At 69.2% G+C, this 16,379-nt stretch carries 20 protein-coding genes; 6 read left to right on the plus strand and 14 right to left on the minus strand.

Annotated features, from left to right (window positions below; all coding sequences use genetic code 11):
- Window positions 1-657 carry an arylesterase gene (locus HNR51_RS13325; protein WP_182555223.1) on the minus strand — a complete coding sequence of 219 codons (657 nt, stop codon included), beginning with the start codon at window positions 655-657 and terminating at the stop codon, window positions 1-3.
- Between the two features lie 195 nt (window positions 658-852).
- On the opposite strand from HNR51_RS13325, the gene HNR51_RS13330 reads away from it, so the two are divergent.
- Window positions 853-1,536: an ABC transporter ATP-binding protein gene (locus HNR51_RS13330; RefSeq protein ID WP_182555224.1), complete on the plus strand. Its 684-nt coding sequence runs from the start codon at window positions 853-855 to the stop codon at window positions 1,534-1,536.
- Between the two features lie 121 nt (window positions 1,537-1,657).
- Here HNR51_RS13330 and HNR51_RS13335 read toward each other — a convergent pair whose 3' ends face one another.
- The 6 genes from HNR51_RS13335 to HNR51_RS13360 all read right to left on the minus strand — a co-directional run bounded on the left by HNR51_RS13335 (window position 1,658) and on the right by HNR51_RS13360 (window position 4,350).
- Entirely contained in the window at window positions 1,658-1,855 is a 198-nt protein-coding gene (locus tag HNR51_RS13335) for a hypothetical protein (protein WP_012456178.1), read from the minus strand.
- A gap of 147 nt (window positions 1,856-2,002) precedes the next feature.
- On the minus strand, window positions 2,003-2,674 hold the full coding sequence (locus HNR51_RS13340) for an HAD family hydrolase (RefSeq protein WP_182555225.1): 672 nt from the start codon (window positions 2,672-2,674) through the stop codon (window positions 2,003-2,005).
- 15 nt (window positions 2,675-2,689) lie between these two features.
- Window positions 2,690-2,980 carry a hypothetical protein gene (locus HNR51_RS13345; protein WP_182555364.1) on the minus strand — a complete coding sequence of 97 codons (291 nt, stop codon included), beginning with the start codon at window positions 2,978-2,980 and terminating at the stop codon, window positions 2,690-2,692.
- A gap of 181 nt (window positions 2,981-3,161) precedes the next feature.
- Window positions 3,162-3,539, minus strand: a complete 378-nt coding sequence (locus tag HNR51_RS13350; RefSeq protein WP_182555226.1) for a DUF2934 domain-containing protein — start codon at window positions 3,537-3,539, stop codon at window positions 3,162-3,164.
- A 62-nt stretch (window positions 3,540-3,601) separates the two neighbouring features.
- The gene (locus HNR51_RS13355) at window positions 3,602-3,874 is read right to left on the minus strand and encodes a hypothetical protein (protein ID WP_182555227.1); all 273 of its coding nucleotides are present in this window, start codon (window positions 3,872-3,874) and stop codon (window positions 3,602-3,604) included.
- A gap of 71 nt (window positions 3,875-3,945) precedes the next feature.
- A complete protein-coding gene (locus HNR51_RS13360; RefSeq protein ID WP_012456173.1) occupies window positions 3,946-4,350 on the minus strand; it encodes a hypothetical protein in 405 nt (134 codons plus the stop codon).
- Window positions 4,351-4,455: 105 nt separating this feature from the next.
- Here HNR51_RS13360 and HNR51_RS13365 point away from each other — a divergent pair, with 105 nt between their 5' ends.
- The gene (locus tag HNR51_RS13365; RefSeq protein ID WP_182555228.1) at window positions 4,456-4,629 is read left to right on the plus strand and encodes a hypothetical protein; all 174 of its coding nucleotides are present in this window, start codon (window positions 4,456-4,458) and stop codon (window positions 4,627-4,629) included.
- 432 nt (window positions 4,630-5,061) lie between these two features.
- On the opposite strand, the gene HNR51_RS13370 is transcribed toward HNR51_RS13365, so the two are convergent.
- Entirely contained in the window at window positions 5,062-5,928 is an 867-nt protein-coding gene (locus HNR51_RS13370; protein WP_012456171.1) for an outer membrane protein, read from the minus strand.
- Between the two features lie 355 nt (window positions 5,929-6,283).
- Here HNR51_RS13370 and HNR51_RS13375 point away from each other — a divergent pair, with 355 nt between their 5' ends.
- From HNR51_RS13375 to HNR51_RS13385, 3 genes are all read left to right on the plus strand, one after another.
- Window positions 6,284-6,502: a hypothetical protein gene (locus HNR51_RS13375; RefSeq protein WP_182555229.1), complete on the plus strand. Its 219-nt coding sequence runs from the start codon at window positions 6,284-6,286 to the stop codon at window positions 6,500-6,502.
- Window positions 6,503-6,800: 298 nt separating this feature from the next.
- The gene (locus HNR51_RS13380) at window positions 6,801-8,306 is read left to right on the plus strand and encodes a DEAD/DEAH box helicase (RefSeq protein WP_182555230.1); all 1,506 of its coding nucleotides are present in this window, start codon (window positions 6,801-6,803) and stop codon (window positions 8,304-8,306) included.
- Window positions 8,307-8,504: 198 nt separating this feature from the next.
- Window positions 8,505-9,578 carry a GGDEF domain-containing protein gene (locus tag HNR51_RS13385; RefSeq protein WP_141953378.1) on the plus strand — a complete coding sequence of 358 codons (1,074 nt, stop codon included), beginning with the start codon at window positions 8,505-8,507 and terminating at the stop codon, window positions 9,576-9,578.
- A gap of 49 nt (window positions 9,579-9,627) precedes the next feature.
- Here the strand turns inward: HNR51_RS13385 and HNR51_RS13390 are convergent, their stop codons facing one another.
- Window positions 9,628-10,008: a HesB/IscA family protein gene (locus HNR51_RS13390; protein ID WP_012456167.1), complete on the minus strand. Its 381-nt coding sequence runs from the start codon at window positions 10,006-10,008 to the stop codon at window positions 9,628-9,630.
- 157 nt (window positions 10,009-10,165) lie between these two features.
- Here HNR51_RS13390 and HNR51_RS13395 point away from each other — a divergent pair, with 157 nt between their 5' ends.
- Complete coding sequence (locus tag HNR51_RS13395) at window positions 10,166-10,771, plus strand: Uma2 family endonuclease (protein ID WP_182555231.1); 606 nt, start codon at window positions 10,166-10,168, stop codon at window positions 10,769-10,771.
- A 43-nt stretch (window positions 10,772-10,814) separates the two neighbouring features.
- Here HNR51_RS13395 and HNR51_RS13400 read toward each other — a convergent pair whose 3' ends face one another.
- The 5 genes from HNR51_RS13400 to sufB form a co-directional block, all read right to left on the minus strand.
- Window positions 10,815-11,198 carry an SUF system Fe-S cluster assembly protein gene (locus HNR51_RS13400; protein ID WP_012456166.1) on the minus strand — a complete coding sequence of 128 codons (384 nt, stop codon included), beginning with the start codon at window positions 11,196-11,198 and terminating at the stop codon, window positions 10,815-10,817.
- Between the two features lie 50 nt (window positions 11,199-11,248).
- Window positions 11,249-12,493, minus strand: a complete 1,245-nt coding sequence (locus HNR51_RS13405) for a cysteine desulfurase (protein ID WP_141953375.1) — start codon at window positions 12,491-12,493, stop codon at window positions 11,249-11,251.
- A gap of 106 nt (window positions 12,494-12,599) precedes the next feature.
- Window positions 12,600-13,922: a SufB/SufD family protein gene (locus tag HNR51_RS13410; protein ID WP_182555232.1), complete on the minus strand. Its 1,323-nt coding sequence runs from the start codon at window positions 13,920-13,922 to the stop codon at window positions 12,600-12,602.
- Window positions 13,922-14,674 carry a Fe-S cluster assembly ATPase SufC gene (sufC, locus tag HNR51_RS13415; RefSeq protein WP_012456163.1) on the minus strand — a complete coding sequence of 251 codons (753 nt, stop codon included), beginning with the start codon at window positions 14,672-14,674 and terminating at the stop codon, window positions 13,922-13,924. Before sufC ends, HNR51_RS13410 begins: the two co-directional genes overlap by 1 nt.
- 228 nt (window positions 14,675-14,902) lie before the next feature.
- Window positions 14,903-16,372, minus strand: coding sequence for a Fe-S cluster assembly protein SufB (gene sufB, locus HNR51_RS13420; RefSeq protein WP_012456162.1), 1,470 nt, complete (start codon window positions 16,370-16,372; stop codon window positions 14,903-14,905).
- Window positions 16,373-16,379: the final 7 nt, after the last annotated feature.

A 16,379-nucleotide genomic window follows, 5' to 3' on the forward strand; every position in this document is an offset into this window, starting at 1 on the left:
CTACTGTCCCTTCTGCTCCGGCTTCTGCTGCCCGAGGCGGCCGAGGAAGGTCTCGACGGCGGGCAGGATACCCTCGACGACCCGCTCGACGCCCTTGGCGGTGGGGTGCAGCCCGTCATCCATGGTGTTGGCGCGCTGGCCCGCCACGCCGTCGAGGAAGAACGGGTAGAGCACGAGGCCGTAGGTCTTCGCGAGATCGGGATAGATCGCGTCGAACCGGGCGCGGTACTCGGTGCCGAGATTGGGCGCGGCGAGCATGCCGGCGAGCAGCACCGGAATGTTGCGCTCCTTCAGCCGCGCAATGATCGTGTCGAGCGCCTTGCGGGTCACCGCCGGATCGGTGCCGCGCAGCATGTCGTTGGCGCCGAGTTCGAGGATCACGCCCTGCGTGCCGTCCGGCACCGACCAGTCGAGCCGGTCGAGCCCGCCGGTGCTGGTGTCGCCCGAGACGCCGGCATTGGCGATCTCGACCTTATAGCCCTTGGCCTTCAGCGCCCGCTCCAGCACGGCGGGAAAGGCGGCGTCGGCCGGCAGGCGGTAGCCCGCGGTGAGGCTGTCGCCGAGCGCCACGAGCTTGAGGGGTGAGTCGTCGGCCCGCGCCGCGCGGGGCAGCAGGCCCGCGGCGGCGACGAGCGTGGCTGCGGCGAAGAGGAGCATCAGCGCGGCCCTGCGCCGGAGCCGGGCCGGCCCCACATCGGAGCGTGGCGCCGCGCACCGAGGATCCTCGCGCCGTTCGCCCAAGCGTGACACAAGCCCGTTGCCGGGTCCGGCTTCCGCCTCGTTCGCGTGGTGCAAGACCGTATCCCTTCGCTCGAACCTGCCCCATTGCTTGCCAAGATCGGTCGGTGCCTGATGTCGAACAAGGCCGTCTCCCTGTCGCAGATCGAGCTGAGCCTCGGCCGCGGCCCCGCGCGGGTGCATGTCCTGCGCGGCATCTCGCTCGATGTCGAGCGGGGCGAGGCGGTGGGCCTCGTCGGGCCCTCGGGCTCGGGAAAATCCACCCTGCTCACGGTGATGGCCGGGCTGGAGCGGCCCGATACTGGCTGCGTCACCATCGCCGGGACCGATCTGAGCGGCCTCGACGAGGACGGGCTCGCGCGCTTCCGCGGCCGCAACATCGGCATCGTGTTCCAGGCCTTCCACCTCGTGCCGACCATGACCGCGCTGGAGAATGTGGCGCTGCCGCTCGAACTCGCGGGCGCGCCCGACCCGCACGGGCGGGCTGCGGCGGAATTGGAGGCGGTGGGGCTCGGGCACCGGCTGCGGCATTATCCGGCGCAGCTCTCCGGCGGCGAGCAGCAGCGGGTGGCGATCGCCCGCGCGCTCGCGCCCGATCCGGCGATCCTGGTCGCCGACGAGCCGACCGGAAACCTCGACGAGGCGACGGGGCGGCAGATCGTGGACCTGCTGTTCGGGCTGAAGCGGGACCGCGGCGCGACGCTCGTGCTGGTGACGCACGATCCCGGCCTCGCCCGGCTGTGCGACCGCACGGTGCGCCTGCGCGCCGGCCGGATCGAGGCACCGGCTGACGCCTGACATCCGGGGGAAATAAAAAAACCTCCCGGCGCCGGATGGACGCCGAAAGGCTTGCGAATCGAAGAGGTTGGCGCACGCGGCTCGCGCGGTGCCTCAGGCCCGCGCGGGGTGCGCCAACGGCTCAGGCGCTCAGCGGAGCGCCGATCCGGGCGCGGAGCTGGGCCCGCAGGTTCTGGTTGGCGGCGCTGCGGTCGGCATCGAGGGCCCACATCAGGCGCAGGAGCCGGCTGATCGGCAGCGCCCTGTCCTCGATGGCCTCGGCAACCTGCTGCTGGAGAGATTTCGAGGTCGTCATGAACGTCTCGGCCGTGCTCTGCATGGGATCGCATCCGGAAGCGGGCTCGCCCCCCGCGGGGCGGGCTCTTAAACGGTTCCAAATCGCAAAGCCATAGGTTTGCCGGCTCGCGGTTAGCGCTTCCTTGGAGAACAGGAAGCATCCCTCACAGCTTTGTGAAGCCGGCTCACCTCAAGCCAGCGGCGAGCGGGCATAGCCGTCGAGCAGATCCTGCGGGTCGCGATAGATCGCGACGCAGCCAGCCGCCGAAAGCTCGGCTTCGGGAAAGCCGCCGCACAGGACGCCGATCGTGGAAAGTCCAGCGCGTGCCGCGGCTTGCACATCGTAGGGCGTGTCGCCGACCACCATCACCGCCTGCTTGGAGAGGCCGGGGAGCTTGTCCAGCACCGCCTCGAAGATATCGGGATGCGGCTTCGAGCGGTCGGCGTCGTCGGAGGTGGTGACCACATCGACGAGGCCGGTGATGCCGAGGATCTTCTGGTAGTTCTCGACCTCGTCGGCCTTGCCGGAGGAGGCGAGCGCGACGGTCTGGCCTGCATCGCGAACATGGCTGAGCAGTGCCTTCACCGCCGGGAACGGCTTGGCCTGCGAAAGATAGGACCGTTTGAACAGATCCGAGCGGTAGGATTCGATCGCCTCGCCCTCGCGGGCCAAGCGCGCCTCGTCCACGAAGACCGGCAGGAGCTGGTCGCCGCCCTTGCCGATCTGGCGGCGGACCTCCGCCTCCTGCGTCTCGATCCCGAAATGCGCGAAGGCCTCGACCCAGGCGCGGGCATGCAGGTCGACGCTGTCGAGCAGGGTGCCGTCGATGTCGAAGACGACGGCCTTGATGCGGGGGGACATCCGGGGGGCTCGCCGTCAGCGCGGGAAGAGCTGGAGGCCGTCGTCGGGGAGGAGGTTGCGGGCCGGGCCGCCGGTCTGCTGGCCGCGGCCCTGCTGGTAGTAGGGCAGTTCGGGGCGCCGGTCGTTGCCGCTGCCGGAATCGTATTCCCAGGGCGCGTTCCAAGGCGCCCGGCCGCTCACCGCCGGGACAGCGGGCCCGGCATAGAACGAATCGCCCGGTCGCAGCGGCCCCGCGGCGGCGGCGCCGGCCGCCAGCATCGTGCCGAGGAAGACGGCGGCAGCCTCTCGTCCGATCCGCGCGCGCATCGCGTGTCCTTCCTCGATCATGGGAGCGCTCCACACCGGAAGCGCGAGGGAAACGGCCGAGCCTGACCGGTGTTCCCCTGCTCCGAGCGTCGGCCCGACGTCTCGACCGCCCGAAAAGCGAAGCCCGCCGGCCCCGGAGGGCGGCGGGCTCTCGAACCGCATCCGCTTCTGGTGGCGCGGCTCAGTGGAGGACGACGGCCTCGGCTCCGGCGCGGGCCTTGGCCCGGCTGGCGGCCGGCTTGGCCTTGGATGCGACTTTGGGCGCAGCCTTCGCGGCCTTGGCAGCGGGCTTCTCAGCAGCCGGAGCCTTGGTCTTCACGGCCTTGGCAACGACAGCCAGCACCTCGGCAGGCGCCTTCACCGCGGCCTTGGCGCGGCTGGCACGGGGCTTGGCGACCTTGGCCGGCGCGGCGACGGTCTCAGCCGCGACCGTCGCCGTCGTCTGCCGCAGTTCGGCCTCGGCCTGCAGCCAGTGGGCCTCGGCCCGGCCGAACACCCGGCCCTCGCCTTCCCAGATGTAGTAGGCGCGCTCGCGCACGCTGTTCTCGCACAGCACCATGACGCTCTCCCGAAATCGTCCGACGTGAGTTCGAACGATGGAAGGCCATGGTTAAGGAGAGGTTAAATGGCTTTCGCACCGCGGGAGAGACGGCGGTGGTTCGCCCGCACCTTGCGGCGATAGCCGGCCACCACCGCACCGTGGGACGCGCCCGTGGCGAGCTGCATCGCCGCCTCGCCGGCTGCCAGCACCTTCTCGCTGACCATGCGCTGCGCCTCGGCCTGGGCCGCGGTGCCGCCGGCCGCGAGCTTGGCCATCCGCAGGGCGATTACGGACTGCGCCTCGAAGGCGAGCAGGGTCGTGTCGAATCCGAGCTTCCACCACGCTGCGAACATCGAACCTGTCCTCTTTCCGTCACGCGGGCCCACCCCGCCGCGGCGCGCGCCGAGCGGGAGGGCATCGATGCTCAATCGAAGCTGCGGCCCTTGGCGGCGGAGCCGCCCAGGCTGATCTTCACCTTCTTCGGCTGCGCCGCCTGGGCGCTCCGGCCGCGCCCGGCCGGCACTTCGGCCTCCGGCGCCGCCGGGGCGGGCTTCAGCCGGGACTGGCCGTAGATCACCGAGCCGATCTCGCCGACCGCCCGGACCAGATCATCGCGCTCGCAGGCGCGGGCCACCTTCAGGCCGAGCTGGTGCATGTGGCTCTTGCCGTAGAGATAGGCGGCGAGCTTGGCCCGGGTCAGCGCCGGAATCGTCTCGAGGATGTAGGGCAGGTCGTAGTCGTCGGCGCGGTAGACCTCGCCGAGCAGTTCGAGGGAGACCGGGCATTCCGGATCGACGGTCGCGCCGGTGGTCGGGTGGGCCTGGGTCATGGGTCACCTGCTGTCGGTGCAAAGGGCGAAGGAGGGGGCGATGGAGAGGGTGACGAAAGCGGCGAAGGCATGTCGGAGGCCGGAGCTTCCGCCACGGAGGAGGGCATGAACGCACGCAGGGCGGAGGGCGCCGCCAAGCATCCGGTGCAGACCGAGGCGATCGCGATCCGGGCGCGCCGGTCGCTCCGCTCCCAGACGGATTCACGCGAAGGCCCCGCGGTCGCCGGCCCGGAGGTCCCGTCGAGCCGGGCATCAGGGTTGGCGCGGATGCGCAGGTAGAGCGGTTCCTGCGCCCGCACAGCGGGGACCGGTCCGCACAGGATCCCGTACAGCACGAGCCCGCACCGGACGACTGCGCGGCGCGCGCGCCAGCCCCGACGCGCAGAGGCCGTCCGCCGCGCGGCGCATCCGGCCGTTCGGTCCGATGTCCTGCCGGTTGTCATGCGGGTCTCGCCGTGGCGGTTGCGGGGCGCCGGTTCCCGCCGTCGCGGGATTCCGGGCCGGGCAGGATCGGCCGGTATGGTCAACAAGACCTTAACCGCAGCCTGCGCCGGAGGCGAGCCGTTCCCCCGAGAACGGCCATGAGAGCCGCAATGAGAGCCGCAATGAGAGCCGCCATGAGAGCCGCAACGCGAAAAAGCCCGGCACGCGGCCGGGCTTTTCCTTCGGAAAGTCCGGCGGTCCGGTACGGGACCGCCGGGGATCCGGGTCTTAGTACGAGCCGAACTTGTAGTTCAGGCCGGCGCGGACGACGGCGAACTCGGTGTCGCGGACCTGCTGGCCACCGCTGACGAGCACGGTGCCGGGGTTGCCGACGGAGACCGTGCGGCCCTGGTTGTCGACGGCGAAGGCGCCGCGGCCACCGGAGTTGCGATCGAGGTTCACGTACAGGCCTTCGACCTTCAGCGTCACGGCCGACGACTTGAAGAAGTTCAGGAACGAGTCGGTCGGGAGAGCGTACTCGACACCGCCACCGGCGACCCAGCCGGTCTGGAAGTCGTCGCTCGACACGCCGGTGCCGAACTCACGACCGCCGCCGGAGCCGTAGGCGAAGCCGCCGGTGCCGTACACGAGGGTGCGGTCGAAGGCGTAGCCGAGGCGACCGCGGACGGTGCCGAAGAAGTCGAGGCCCGAGAGACCGGCCGGGTTGAACACCTGCTGGGCGGCCAGCGGGCTGGTCGAGACGAAGCGGTTCCGGTTACGGCCGAAATCGGCGTACTGGGCGTCCGCCTCGACGCCGATCACGAAGCCCGAACCCGGGGTGAACTGGTAGTTGTAGCCGATCTGACCGCCGCCGACGAAGCCCTCGTTGGACTCGCGGTTGCTGAAGGCCACCACGGCGGTGGTGCCCGGGGGCACGAGCAGGGAGGCCGGGCCGACGCCGATCACGGTCGGAGCGCGGTCGTCCTGGGTGCCGAAGCCGTAACCGGCGTTGAAACCGGCATAGAAGCCCGTCCAGGTGAAGACCGGCACCGGCTGGAACACCGGCGGCGGGGCCGCGCGGCGCGGAAGGTCGGCGGCCGAGGCGGCGACCGTGGCGGCAACGAGCGCGCTCGAGGCGAGAAGCAGGCTTTTCATCGTGTCGTGTCCTGGTTTGGCGGGAGCCGGTGTTGGTGTGAAGTGGTCCGGGGGATCTCCCCGGTATCCGTCGCCCTCCTGCGATGAAGCGATGAATGCACCCGAACCCGTCAACGAAAGGTGAAGCTTACCCAGCCGTGAGCATGCGATCAGGCCCGATGTGTCCTTGCGCACATCGACGGCTCGTCTTGTCGAGAATCAGCAACAGTCAAATCCCGGAAGCAAAACATGCGGCATTACGGTTAACGAGCGGTAGCGGCCGCCGCGCAAGTTCGTATTAACCATATCGGCTCTACGCTCCAGCGTGCCGACGCTCCGATTCCGGACCCGGCCGCCTCGACGGATCGCGCTGTCCATGTCCTTCGATTCCGGTTCGCCCCGACCGCGGGGGCCTCTCGCGTGGACGATCAAGATGACGCTGATCGTCGGCCTCGGCGCCACGGCGCTCGCCCACCACCTCACCAGACCGGCCGGCATGCCGGCCGATCCCGAGGTGACGGGCTCGATCGGCGTCAAGGCCCAGGCGACGCGGCTCGATCCCTGCGCGCTCCGCGGAACCAGCGCACGGAACTGACCGCGCGCGAGGATCGGCCCGCGGCGCCCGGCACGGTCATGGGCTGAAAAACACCGTTTCGCCGCGCCTGAAAGGCCGCTCGACGGCTCCGCGATACCGGCGACGCAACCGTCTCCAGCACAGGCGGGAGGGACCGGCGCTATCGCGGTCGATTGACAAGCAGGCACAGGGGTCTAAGTGTCGCGCGCGTTCGGACGCGTGACGGCGTACCGCGCACGGCTCTCGCGATCATCCGCCGGCGCGAGCTCTGAGCCCCGGATCGGCCCACTCCACGCGCGCAAATGGTTTCCGATACACGATGTCTTTCGCCGATCTTGGACTGAGTGACAAGGTACTCCAAGCCGTCTCCGCGGCCGGCTACACCGAGCCGACGCCGATCCAGGCCCAGGCGATCCCGCACGTGCTCGCCCGGCGCGACGTGCTCGGCATCGCCCAGACCGGCACCGGCAAGACCGCCGCCTTCACCCTGCCGATGCTGACGATGCTGGAGACGGGCCGCGCCCGGGCCCGCATGCCGCGCACGCTGATCCTGGAGCCGACGCGCGAACTCGCCGCGCAGGTCGAGGAGAATTTCGAGCGCTACGGCACCAACCACAAGCTCAACGTGGCGCTGATCATCGGCGGCGTCTCCTTCGCCGACCAGGACGCCAAGCTGACCCGCGGCACCGACGTGCTGATCGCGACCCCGGGGCGCCTGCTCGACCATTTCGAGCGCGGCAAGCTGCTGCTGACCGGCGTCGAGCTCCTCGTCATCGACGAGGCCGACCGGATGCTCGACATGGGCTTCATCCCCGACATCGAGCGCATCGTGAAGATGGTGCCCTTCACGCGCCAGACGCTGTTCTTCTCCGCCACCATGCCGCCGGAGATCGAGCGGCTGGCGGACATGTTCCTGCACAACCCGCAGCGGGTCGAGGTGGCCCGCCCCTCCTCCACCGCCACGACCATCGAGCAGCGCCTCGTGGCGACGGGCGCCGAGGGCCACGAGAAGCGCAAGATCCTGCGCCACCTCATCCGCTCGGCGGACGAACTGCAGAACGGCATCATCTTCTGCAACCGCAAGCGCGACGTGGCGCTGCTGCAGAAGTCGCTGGCGAGCCACGGCTTCAACGTCGCCGCGCTGCACGGCGACATGGACCAGCGCGCCCGCACGGCGGCGCTCGACGGCTTCCGCAGCGGCGAGGTTCCGCTGCTCGTGGCCTCGGACGTGGCCGCCCGCGGCCTCGATATCCCGGCGGTGAGCCACGTCTTCAATTTCGACGTGCCGCACCATCCCGAGGACTACGTCCACCGGATCGGCCGCACCGGGCGCGCCGGGCGCGCCGGGCACGCCTTCACCCTGGCGAGCCGCGCCGACGAGCGCTCGCTCGCGGCGATCGAGAGCCTGATCGGCCGGCCGATCGAGTGGCTCGACGGCGACCTCTCCACCGTGACCGACGACACCGAGGGCGACGAGCCGCGCCGCCGCCGCGGCGCCCGCCGGGCCAGGGGAAGCGAGAAAGGGAGCGAGCGGGGCGCCGAGAAGGCCGCCGAGCGGACGGCCGAGCGGCCGAGCGAGAGCCGCTCACGCGGAGGCCGCCGCCCGGCCTCCGGCCGCAGCCGCGGCGAGGAGAGCGGACGCGAACCGATCCGCGAGGCGGAGCCGGTCTCCCCGGCCCGCGAGCCCGCCCGAAGCGCTCCCGACCGCGCCCGCTCCGAGCGCCGCCCCCCGCGCCGCGACGAGGACGACGACACGCCGGTGGGCCTCGGCTCGCACGTGCCGGCCTTCCTTCTGAAGCCGACCGGGTTCGGGAAGAGCAAGTAGCGCGTCCCGAGCGCGCTCCCCGCAGGCCGTCCTGTCCGACGGCTCTGTCGTCTGACGGCTCCCGATGATGGCGCCGTCGGCCACGGCCGGCGCTTTCTTTGCGCGCCCCTTAACGTCCTGGCGAGGTTCTGCGGCGACACTCCGGTGGAGCGGATGCTGCGGGCGGTGTGCCCCGTCCGCAGGAGCCTACGTCACCGGATGAGCCTCGGCCCCGATTCCGACCGTGATCGCAGTTTCACGCTCGCGCAGCGCAGCTTCGAGCTGATGCGCGACTACTGTGCCTGCGCGACCCCGCGCGCCTACGCGGTGTGGTATCTCTACGTGTCCGGCACGCAGCCGCTGCTGAACGATGCCGTCAAGCGGCTCACCACGCAGAACGGCACGCTGACGAGCGCCGACATCGACGGGCTCCACGACACCTATATCGACGGGCGCCGCCTCGCCGTGGAGGTGGACCGGATGAATTCGAGCCTCATCGCCGAGGTCGAGGGCATCATGGAGATGATCGAGGTCTCGATCCGCTCGACCGCCCAGTACGGCGAGTCGCTCCAGGCTTTGACCCACGACATCGCCAACACGGCCACCAGCCGGACGCGCCTGCGCGAGATCGTCACGACGATCGTGGCCAACACCCGCGACGTGACCGCCAACAACCGCACCCTCGAAGCGCGGATGCGCGAGAGCCGCAGCGAGATCGAGACCTTGCGCGAGACGCTGGAAGCGGCCCGCCTGGAGAGCCTGACCGATGCCCTGACGGGACTCGGCAACCGCAAGAGCTTCGAGGAGGCGCTTCGGCGTACCGTCGACGCGTCGCCGACCTCGGCGCATGGCGGCAAGCCGACGAGCCTGATCGTGCTCGACATCGACTCCTTCAAGCGCTTCAACGACCTCTACGGCCACCTGACGGGCGATCAGGTGCTGCGCCTCGTCGCCATCGTGATGCGCGAGCATGTCGGGCAGACGGGCGCGACGCTGGCCCGGTTCGGCGGCGAGGAGTTTGGCATCGTCCTGCCGGAGACCGGGCTGGAGGACGCCCGCGCCATCGCCGAGCGGGTGCGCAACGGCGTCACCGGGCGCGAGTTGGTGAAGCGCTCGACCGGCGAGTCGCTTGGCAAGGTCACGGTCTCGCTCGGCGTCGCGACGCAGCGGGGCGACGACAACGCGGTCTCCCTGCTGGAACGGGCGGATGCCTGCCTGTTCGCTGCCAAGCGCGCCGGCCGCAACCGCACCTACGACGAGACCGAGGTCGACGCCCTGCGCGACGTGGCGTGACGGGGCGGCGGCGCACCGCCTTCCCCATCCGCCGGCATCCGCGCCCCGATCAGGCCGGGGCGCCGGCCGCCAGGCGCTCCGGGTTCGCGGGCGTGATCGCCACGGACTCGCCGCAGCCGCAGGCCGAGGTCTGGTTCGGGTTGTTGAACACGAACTGGGACGACAGCTTGGTCGTCTGGAAGTCCATCTCGGTGCCGAGCAGGAACAGCACCGCCTTGGGATCGATGAACACGGTCACGCCCCGGTCCTCGATCACGTCCTCGCCGGCCTTCCGCTCCTCGGCATATTCCATCGTGTAGGACATGCCGGCGCAGCCGCCGTTCTTCACGCCGACGCGCAAGCCGGCGATCGGCTTCTCCGCATCGGCCATAATCGCCTTGAGCCGATCCGCGGCGCGGTCGGTCAGCGTGATCACCTTGAAACCTGACATCGTGGTCTCTCTCCTGCGGCCGGGTTCAAGGCCCGGGCGGGTGAGTCTTTTTCGGGACTAGCAAGAGATAAGCACTCCCGGGGCAGGGGTCCACCGGTGCGCCCGGCGCACCGGGCGAATGCAGCCGTGCTATGCTCAATCGGTGACGGAGGGTGCGATGGCCGATCCTGCGCAGCGGCGGATGACGCCGGACGAGTTTTTCGCGTGGCAGCTCCATCAAGACGAGCGCTACGAACTCGTCGACGGCGTGCCGGTCCTGCGCCATCGGATGATGACGGGCAGCAGCGCGCAGCACGACCGAGCCACCGTCAACATCCTCGCCTCCCTGCATACGCAGCTCCGCGGCTCGGGCTGCCGGCCGACGACGGCGGCTATCGCGATCCGAACCGGTAGTCGCGGCCTGCGACGCCCCGACGTGATGGTCGAGGGCGCCGAACTCGTCCGTGACACCTACGAGGCCCGCGAACCGCGGCTGGTCGTCGAGGTCGCCTCCCCCTCGACGAGCGCCGTCGATCGGACGCGCAAGCTGGAGGAGTACAAGCGCCATCCGACCCTGCGCTGCATCCTCCTCGTCGAGACCGTCCTGCCGCAGGTTCTTCTCTATCGCCGCAACGGCGAGGACTGGGCGATCGAGACGTTCGACAGTCTCGAAGCGATCATCGATCTTCCCGAGATCGGTGCGCGGCTGACGCTGTCGGACATCTACGACGGATTGACGTTCGAACCGCGGTGGGATCCGACCGCTCCTCCGATGGAGGGCTGAAGCGCCGACCCTGCAAGGACCGCAAGGCCGGTCGGATCTTCCCTCACCACATGTCGAGGGCGACGCGGGCCTCGTCGGACATCCGGCTCTGATCCCACGGCGGGTCGAACACCATCGTCACTTGGCAGGATTGCACGCCCGGCACCGCCGAGACCGCGTTCTCGACCCAGCCCGGCATCTCGCCGGCCACGGGGCAGCCCGGCGCGGTCAGGGTCATGTCGATCAGCACGCGCCGGTCGTCCTCGATCTGCACCCGGTAGATCAGGCCGAGTTCGTAGATGTCGGCGGGGATCTCGGGATCGTAGACGGATTTCAGCGCGACGACGATCTCGTCCGTCAGGCGGTCGATCTCTTCGGCCGGGATCGCGGAGGCCGCCGCGAGGGCGGGGGTGTTGGTGCCCCCGGTGATGGTGGCGTCGGTGCTCATCGGATCACTCCTTCCGGCCGCCGCGTCCGACGGCCGAAACGTTCCAAAACTTACGCGAACAGCATCTCGGCCTTGGCCAGGGCCTCGGCGAGCGCGTCGATCTCATGGGTCGTATTATACAGACCGAACGAGGCGCGACAGGTGGAGGTCACGCCGAAGCGGGTCAGCAGCGGCATGGCGCAGTGCGTGCCCGCCCGCACCGCCACGCCCTGCCGGTCGATCACGGTGGCGATGTCGTGGGCATGCGCACCCTTCACCTCGAAGGCGATGACGCCGCCCTTGTTCCGGGAATTGCCGATCTGGCGGATCGAATTCATCGCGCCGAGCCGCTCCTGCGCGTAGGCCGTCAGCATCGCCTCGTGCGCGGCGATGTTCTCGCGCCCGAGCTTCATCATGAATTCGAGCGCGGCGCCGAGGCCGACCGCCTCGATGATCGCCGGCGTGCCCGCCTCGAAGCGGTGGGGCGGGTCGTTGTAGGTGATCGAATCCTGGCTCACCGTGCGGATCATCTCGCCGCCACCCTGGTAGGGCGGCAAGCGGTCGAGCCACTCCTTCTTGCCGTAGAGCACGCCGATCCCGGTCGGGCCGTAGACCTTGTGGCCGGTGAAGACGAAGAAGTCGCAATCGAGCGCCTGCACGTCGATCGGGCGGTGGACCGCGCTCTGCGCCCCATCGAGCAGCACCGGCACGCCGTGGGCGTGGGCGATGCGCACGATCTCCTCCCCCGGCGTCACCGTGCCGAGCACGTTCGACATGTGGGTGAGCGCCACCATCTTGGTGCGGGGGGTGAACAGCTTCTCGTATTCCTCGACGAGGAAGTTGCCGTCGTCATCGACCGGCGCCCACTTGATCACCGCCCCGCGCCGCTCGCGCAGAAAGTGCCAGGGCACGATGTTGGAGTGGTGCTCCATGATCGAGAGGATGATCTCGTCCCCCTCCCCGATCAGCCCGGCCCAGCCCATCGAGGATGCGACGAGGTTGTAGGCCTCCGTCGCGTTGCGGGTGAAGATGATCTCGTCGGTGGAGCGGGCATTGAGGAACTGGCGCGTGGTCTCGCGCGCGCCCTCGAACCCCTCGGTCGCGGCGTTGGCCATGTAGTGCAGGCCGCGATGGACGTTGGCGTAGCCGGTCTCCATGCAGGAGACCATGGCGTCGATCACCGCCTTGGGCTTCTGCGCCGAGGCCGCGTTGTCGAGATAGACCAGCGGCTTGCCGTAGACCTTTTCCGAGAGGATCGGGAATTCGGCCCGGATCGCCTCGACGTCGTAGGGGGTGGCGGGAACGGGTGCGTTCATGGTCGCGACCTTGGATCCTTTGATGTCCGGGTCCATCGCCGCCCGCCGGAACAGGTTCGGCGTCAATGTGCTCGGCCGGCTCCCCTGGGGGAGCCGGCCGGCAGGGTCAGCCGCGTGCCGCCAGCCAGGCCTCGATCCCGCCGATCAGCGCTTCGCGTGCGCCCTCGTGCGTGACCGTCTCCACCGCCTCGCCGACGAAGGCCTGGACCAGCAGGCTCTCGGCGGTGGCGCGCGGCAGGCCGCGGGCCATGAGGTAGAACAGCAGGTCCTCGTCCGGCGCACCGCAGGTGGCGCCGTGGCCGCAGGCGACGTCGTCGGCGAAGATCTCCAGCTCCGGCTTGTTCATCATCTGACCGTCGTCGGTCAGGAGCAGGCAGTCGGACTTCATCTTGCCGTCGGTCTGCTGCGCGACCTGGCGGACGATGATCTTGCCCTGGAACACGCCGGTGGAATCGCCGTCGATCACCGTCTTGAACATCTCGCGGCCGACGCCGCCCGTCGCCGCGTGGTCGGCAAGCAGGGTCGAATCCGCGAGCTGGCCGTGGCCCAGCAGCGTCGCGCCGTTGACGACCGCGTTGGCGTCCTCGCCCGCAACGTGCAGGTAGATCTGGTGACGCGAGAGCTTGGCGCCGGTGACGAGGTTGACCGTCTCGAGCTGCGCCCGGGCGTCGAGCCGCACCGAGATCGTCGAGAGGGCGATCGCCGCATCCCCTTCCCGGTTGAGCCGGGTGTGGCGGAAGGCGGCCTCTTCGCCGATGCGCACGTCGAGGGCGTCGTTGGGCTGATAGGTCAGCCCGGACGGCCCCTCGTGGCTCTCCAGGAGGAAGAACTCGGCACCGGCCCCGATCTCGACCAGCACGCGGGTGGCGGTCGAGAAAGCCGTCTCACCCGTGCCGACGAAGCGCAGGTGAACCGGCGTCTGCGGCTTGGCGCCGGGGGCGACCGAGATCAGCGCGCCGTCCGCCAGGAAGGCGGTGTTGAGCTGGTAGATCGGGTTCTCGCGCACCTGCTCGACGGGGGCGAGGAGCTTGAGGCGGGCATCGCCTTGCGCCAGCGCCGCGTTGAGCGGGGTGACGGTCACGCCCTCGGGGATCCGGTCGAGGTCGGAGAGCGCGGCCACGAGATGGCCGTTGACGAAGGTGAGGCGCGCGGCCTCGACCTCGGCGAAGCCCGCGGCCCCCGCGACCGCAGCCCGGGCGGCGTCCTCGGACGGCGCCTCGGCGGGCGGGGCGGCTTCCGTGATGGCGGCGCGGAGATCCGTGTACTTGAACGCCTCGACTCGGCGGCTCGGCAGGCCGGTCGCCTCGAAGAAGCGGAACGCCTCCTCGCGGCTGATCGCCTGCTCGCTGGCGAAGGCCTTGCGCGAGGACTCGAACAGCTTCGAGAGACCGGCCTCGGCGGGAGAGCGGAGATTGGTGACGTCGGCCATTACGCAGCCTCGCTCGTGCGGTACTCGGCGTAGCCGGAGGCTTCGAGTTCGAGCGCCAGCTCCTTGCCGCCGGTCTTCACGATCTGGCCCTTCGACATGACGTGCACGGTGTCGGGCACGATGTGGTTGAGGAGGCGCTGGTAGTGGGTGATGACGAGGAACGAGCGGCCCTGCGCCCGCAGCGCGTTCACGCCCTCGGAGACGATGCGCAGCGCGTCGATGTCGAGGCCGGAATCGGTCTCGTCGAGGACGCAGAACTTCGGCTGCAAGAGCGCCATCTGGAGGATCTCCATGCGCTTCTTCTCGCCGCCGGAGAAGCCGACATTGAGCGCGCGCTTGAGCATCTCCTTGTTGATCTCGAGCTTGTCGGCGGCCGCGTTCACCGCGCGGATGAAGTCGGGGGTCGAGAGCTCGTCCTCGCCGCGGGCCTTGCGCTGCGCGTTGAGGCAGGCCTTGAGGAAGGTCATCGTGCCGACGCCGGGAATCTCCAGCGGGTACTGGAAGGCGAGGAAGATGCCGGCGGCGGCGCGCTCGTCGGCCGCCATCTCCAGCACGTTCTGCCCGTCGAGCAGGATCTCGCCGTCGAGGACCTCGTAATCCTCCTTGCCGGCGATGACGTAGGAGAGCGTCGACTTGCCCGACCCGTTCGGGCCCATGATCGCGGCGACCTCGCCGTCGTTCACGGTCAGGTTCAGGCCGTTCAGGATGCGGTTGTCCTCGATCTGCACGACGAGGTTTTTGATCTCAAGCATCGTTCGATAGTCCTAATTCGGTTCCGATAACCGCCCTCCCCCTCTGCGGGGAAGGGGGGCCCTCGCGTCAGCGAGGGTCGGGAGAGGGGAAACCCGGCGAACGGAAGAGGCGAGCCTGTCGGGACGTGCGCAGCCCTCGGCTGCACCGTCGCTCCTCTCTCCCGTCGCCCTTCGGGCGCCACCCTCCCCCGCAGAGGGGGAGGGGTAAGGCGCGGGTGTCGTGATCGATCAGCCCACCGAGCCTTCGAGGCTGATCGAGATCAGCTTCTGGGCCTCCACCGCGAACTCCATCGGCAGCTGCTGCAGCACGTCGCGGACGAAGCCGTTGACGATGAGCGCGGTCGCCTCCTCCTCGGAGAGGCCGCGCTGCTGGCAGTAGAACTTCTGGTCCTCGGAGATCTTCGAGGTGGTGGCCTCGTGCTCGAACACCGCGGAGGCGTTCTTCGACTCGATGTAGGGCACGGTGTGCGCCCCGCACTGGTCGCCGATCAGCAGGCTGTCGCAGTTGGTGAAGTTGCGCGCGCCCTTGGCCTTCTTGTGGGCCGAGACGAGCCCGCGGTAGGTGTTCTGCGAGCGGCCCGCGGAAATGCCCTTCGAGATGATCCGGCTGGTGGTGTTCTTGCCGAGATGGATCATCTTGGTGCCGGAATCGACCTGCTGCATGCCGTTCGACACCGCGATCGAGTAGAACTCGCCGCGGGAATCGTCGCCGCGCAGAATGCAGGACGGGTACTTCCACGTGATCGCCGAGCCGGTCTCGACCTGCGTCCACGAGATCTTCGAGCGGGCGCCGCGGCAATCGCCGCGCTTGGTCACGAAGTTGTAGATGCCGCCCTTGCCCTCGTTGTCGCCGGGGTACCAGTTCTGGACGGTCGAGTACTTGATCTCGGCGTCCTCCAGAGCGACGAGCTCGACCACCGCGGCATGGAGCTGGTTGTCGTCGCGCTTCGGGGCGGTGCAGCCCTCGAGATACGAGACGTAGGAGCCCTTGTCGGCGATGATCAGCGTGCGCTCGAACTGGCCGGTGTCGCGCTCGTTGATGCGGAAATAGGTCGACAGTTCCATCGGGCAGCGCACGCCCGGCGGGATGTAGACGAACGACCCGTCGGAGAAGACCGCCGAGTTGAGCGTCGCGAAGAAGTTGTCGGTCACCGGCACGACCGAGCCGAGATAGGTCTTCACGAGGTCCGGGTATTCGCGGATGGCCTCGGAGATCGGCATGAAGATCACGCCGGCCTTCTCCAGTTCCTTCTTGAAGGTGGTGGCCACCGAGACCGAGTCGAACACGGCATCGACCGCGACGCGGCGCTCGGGCGCGATGCCTTCCAGCGCCTCGACCTCCCGCAGCGGGATGCCGAGCTTCTCGTAGGTCTTGAGGATCTCGGGATCGATCTCGTCGAGCGATTCCGGGCCCTTACGCTTCGGCGCGGCGTAGTAGTAGATGTCGTTGTAGTCGACCTTGTCATAGTCGACGCGGGCCCATTCCGGCTCCTTCATCGTGAGCCAGCGCTTGTAGGCGTCGAGGCGCCATTCGAGCATCCATTCCGGCTCGTTCTTCTTGGCCGAGATGAAGCGGATCACGTCCTCGGAGAGGCCCTTCTCGGACTTCTCCATCTCGATGACGGTCTCGAAGCCGTACTTGTACTGATCGATGTCGATCGAGCGGACCCGATCGATGGTCTCCTGCACTGCAGGCATTCAGCGT

This window comes from Methylorubrum thiocyanatum (genome assembly GCA_014138645.1).
GTDB classification, from domain to species: Bacteria; Pseudomonadota; Alphaproteobacteria; order Rhizobiales; family Beijerinckiaceae; genus Methylobacterium; species Methylobacterium thiocyanatum.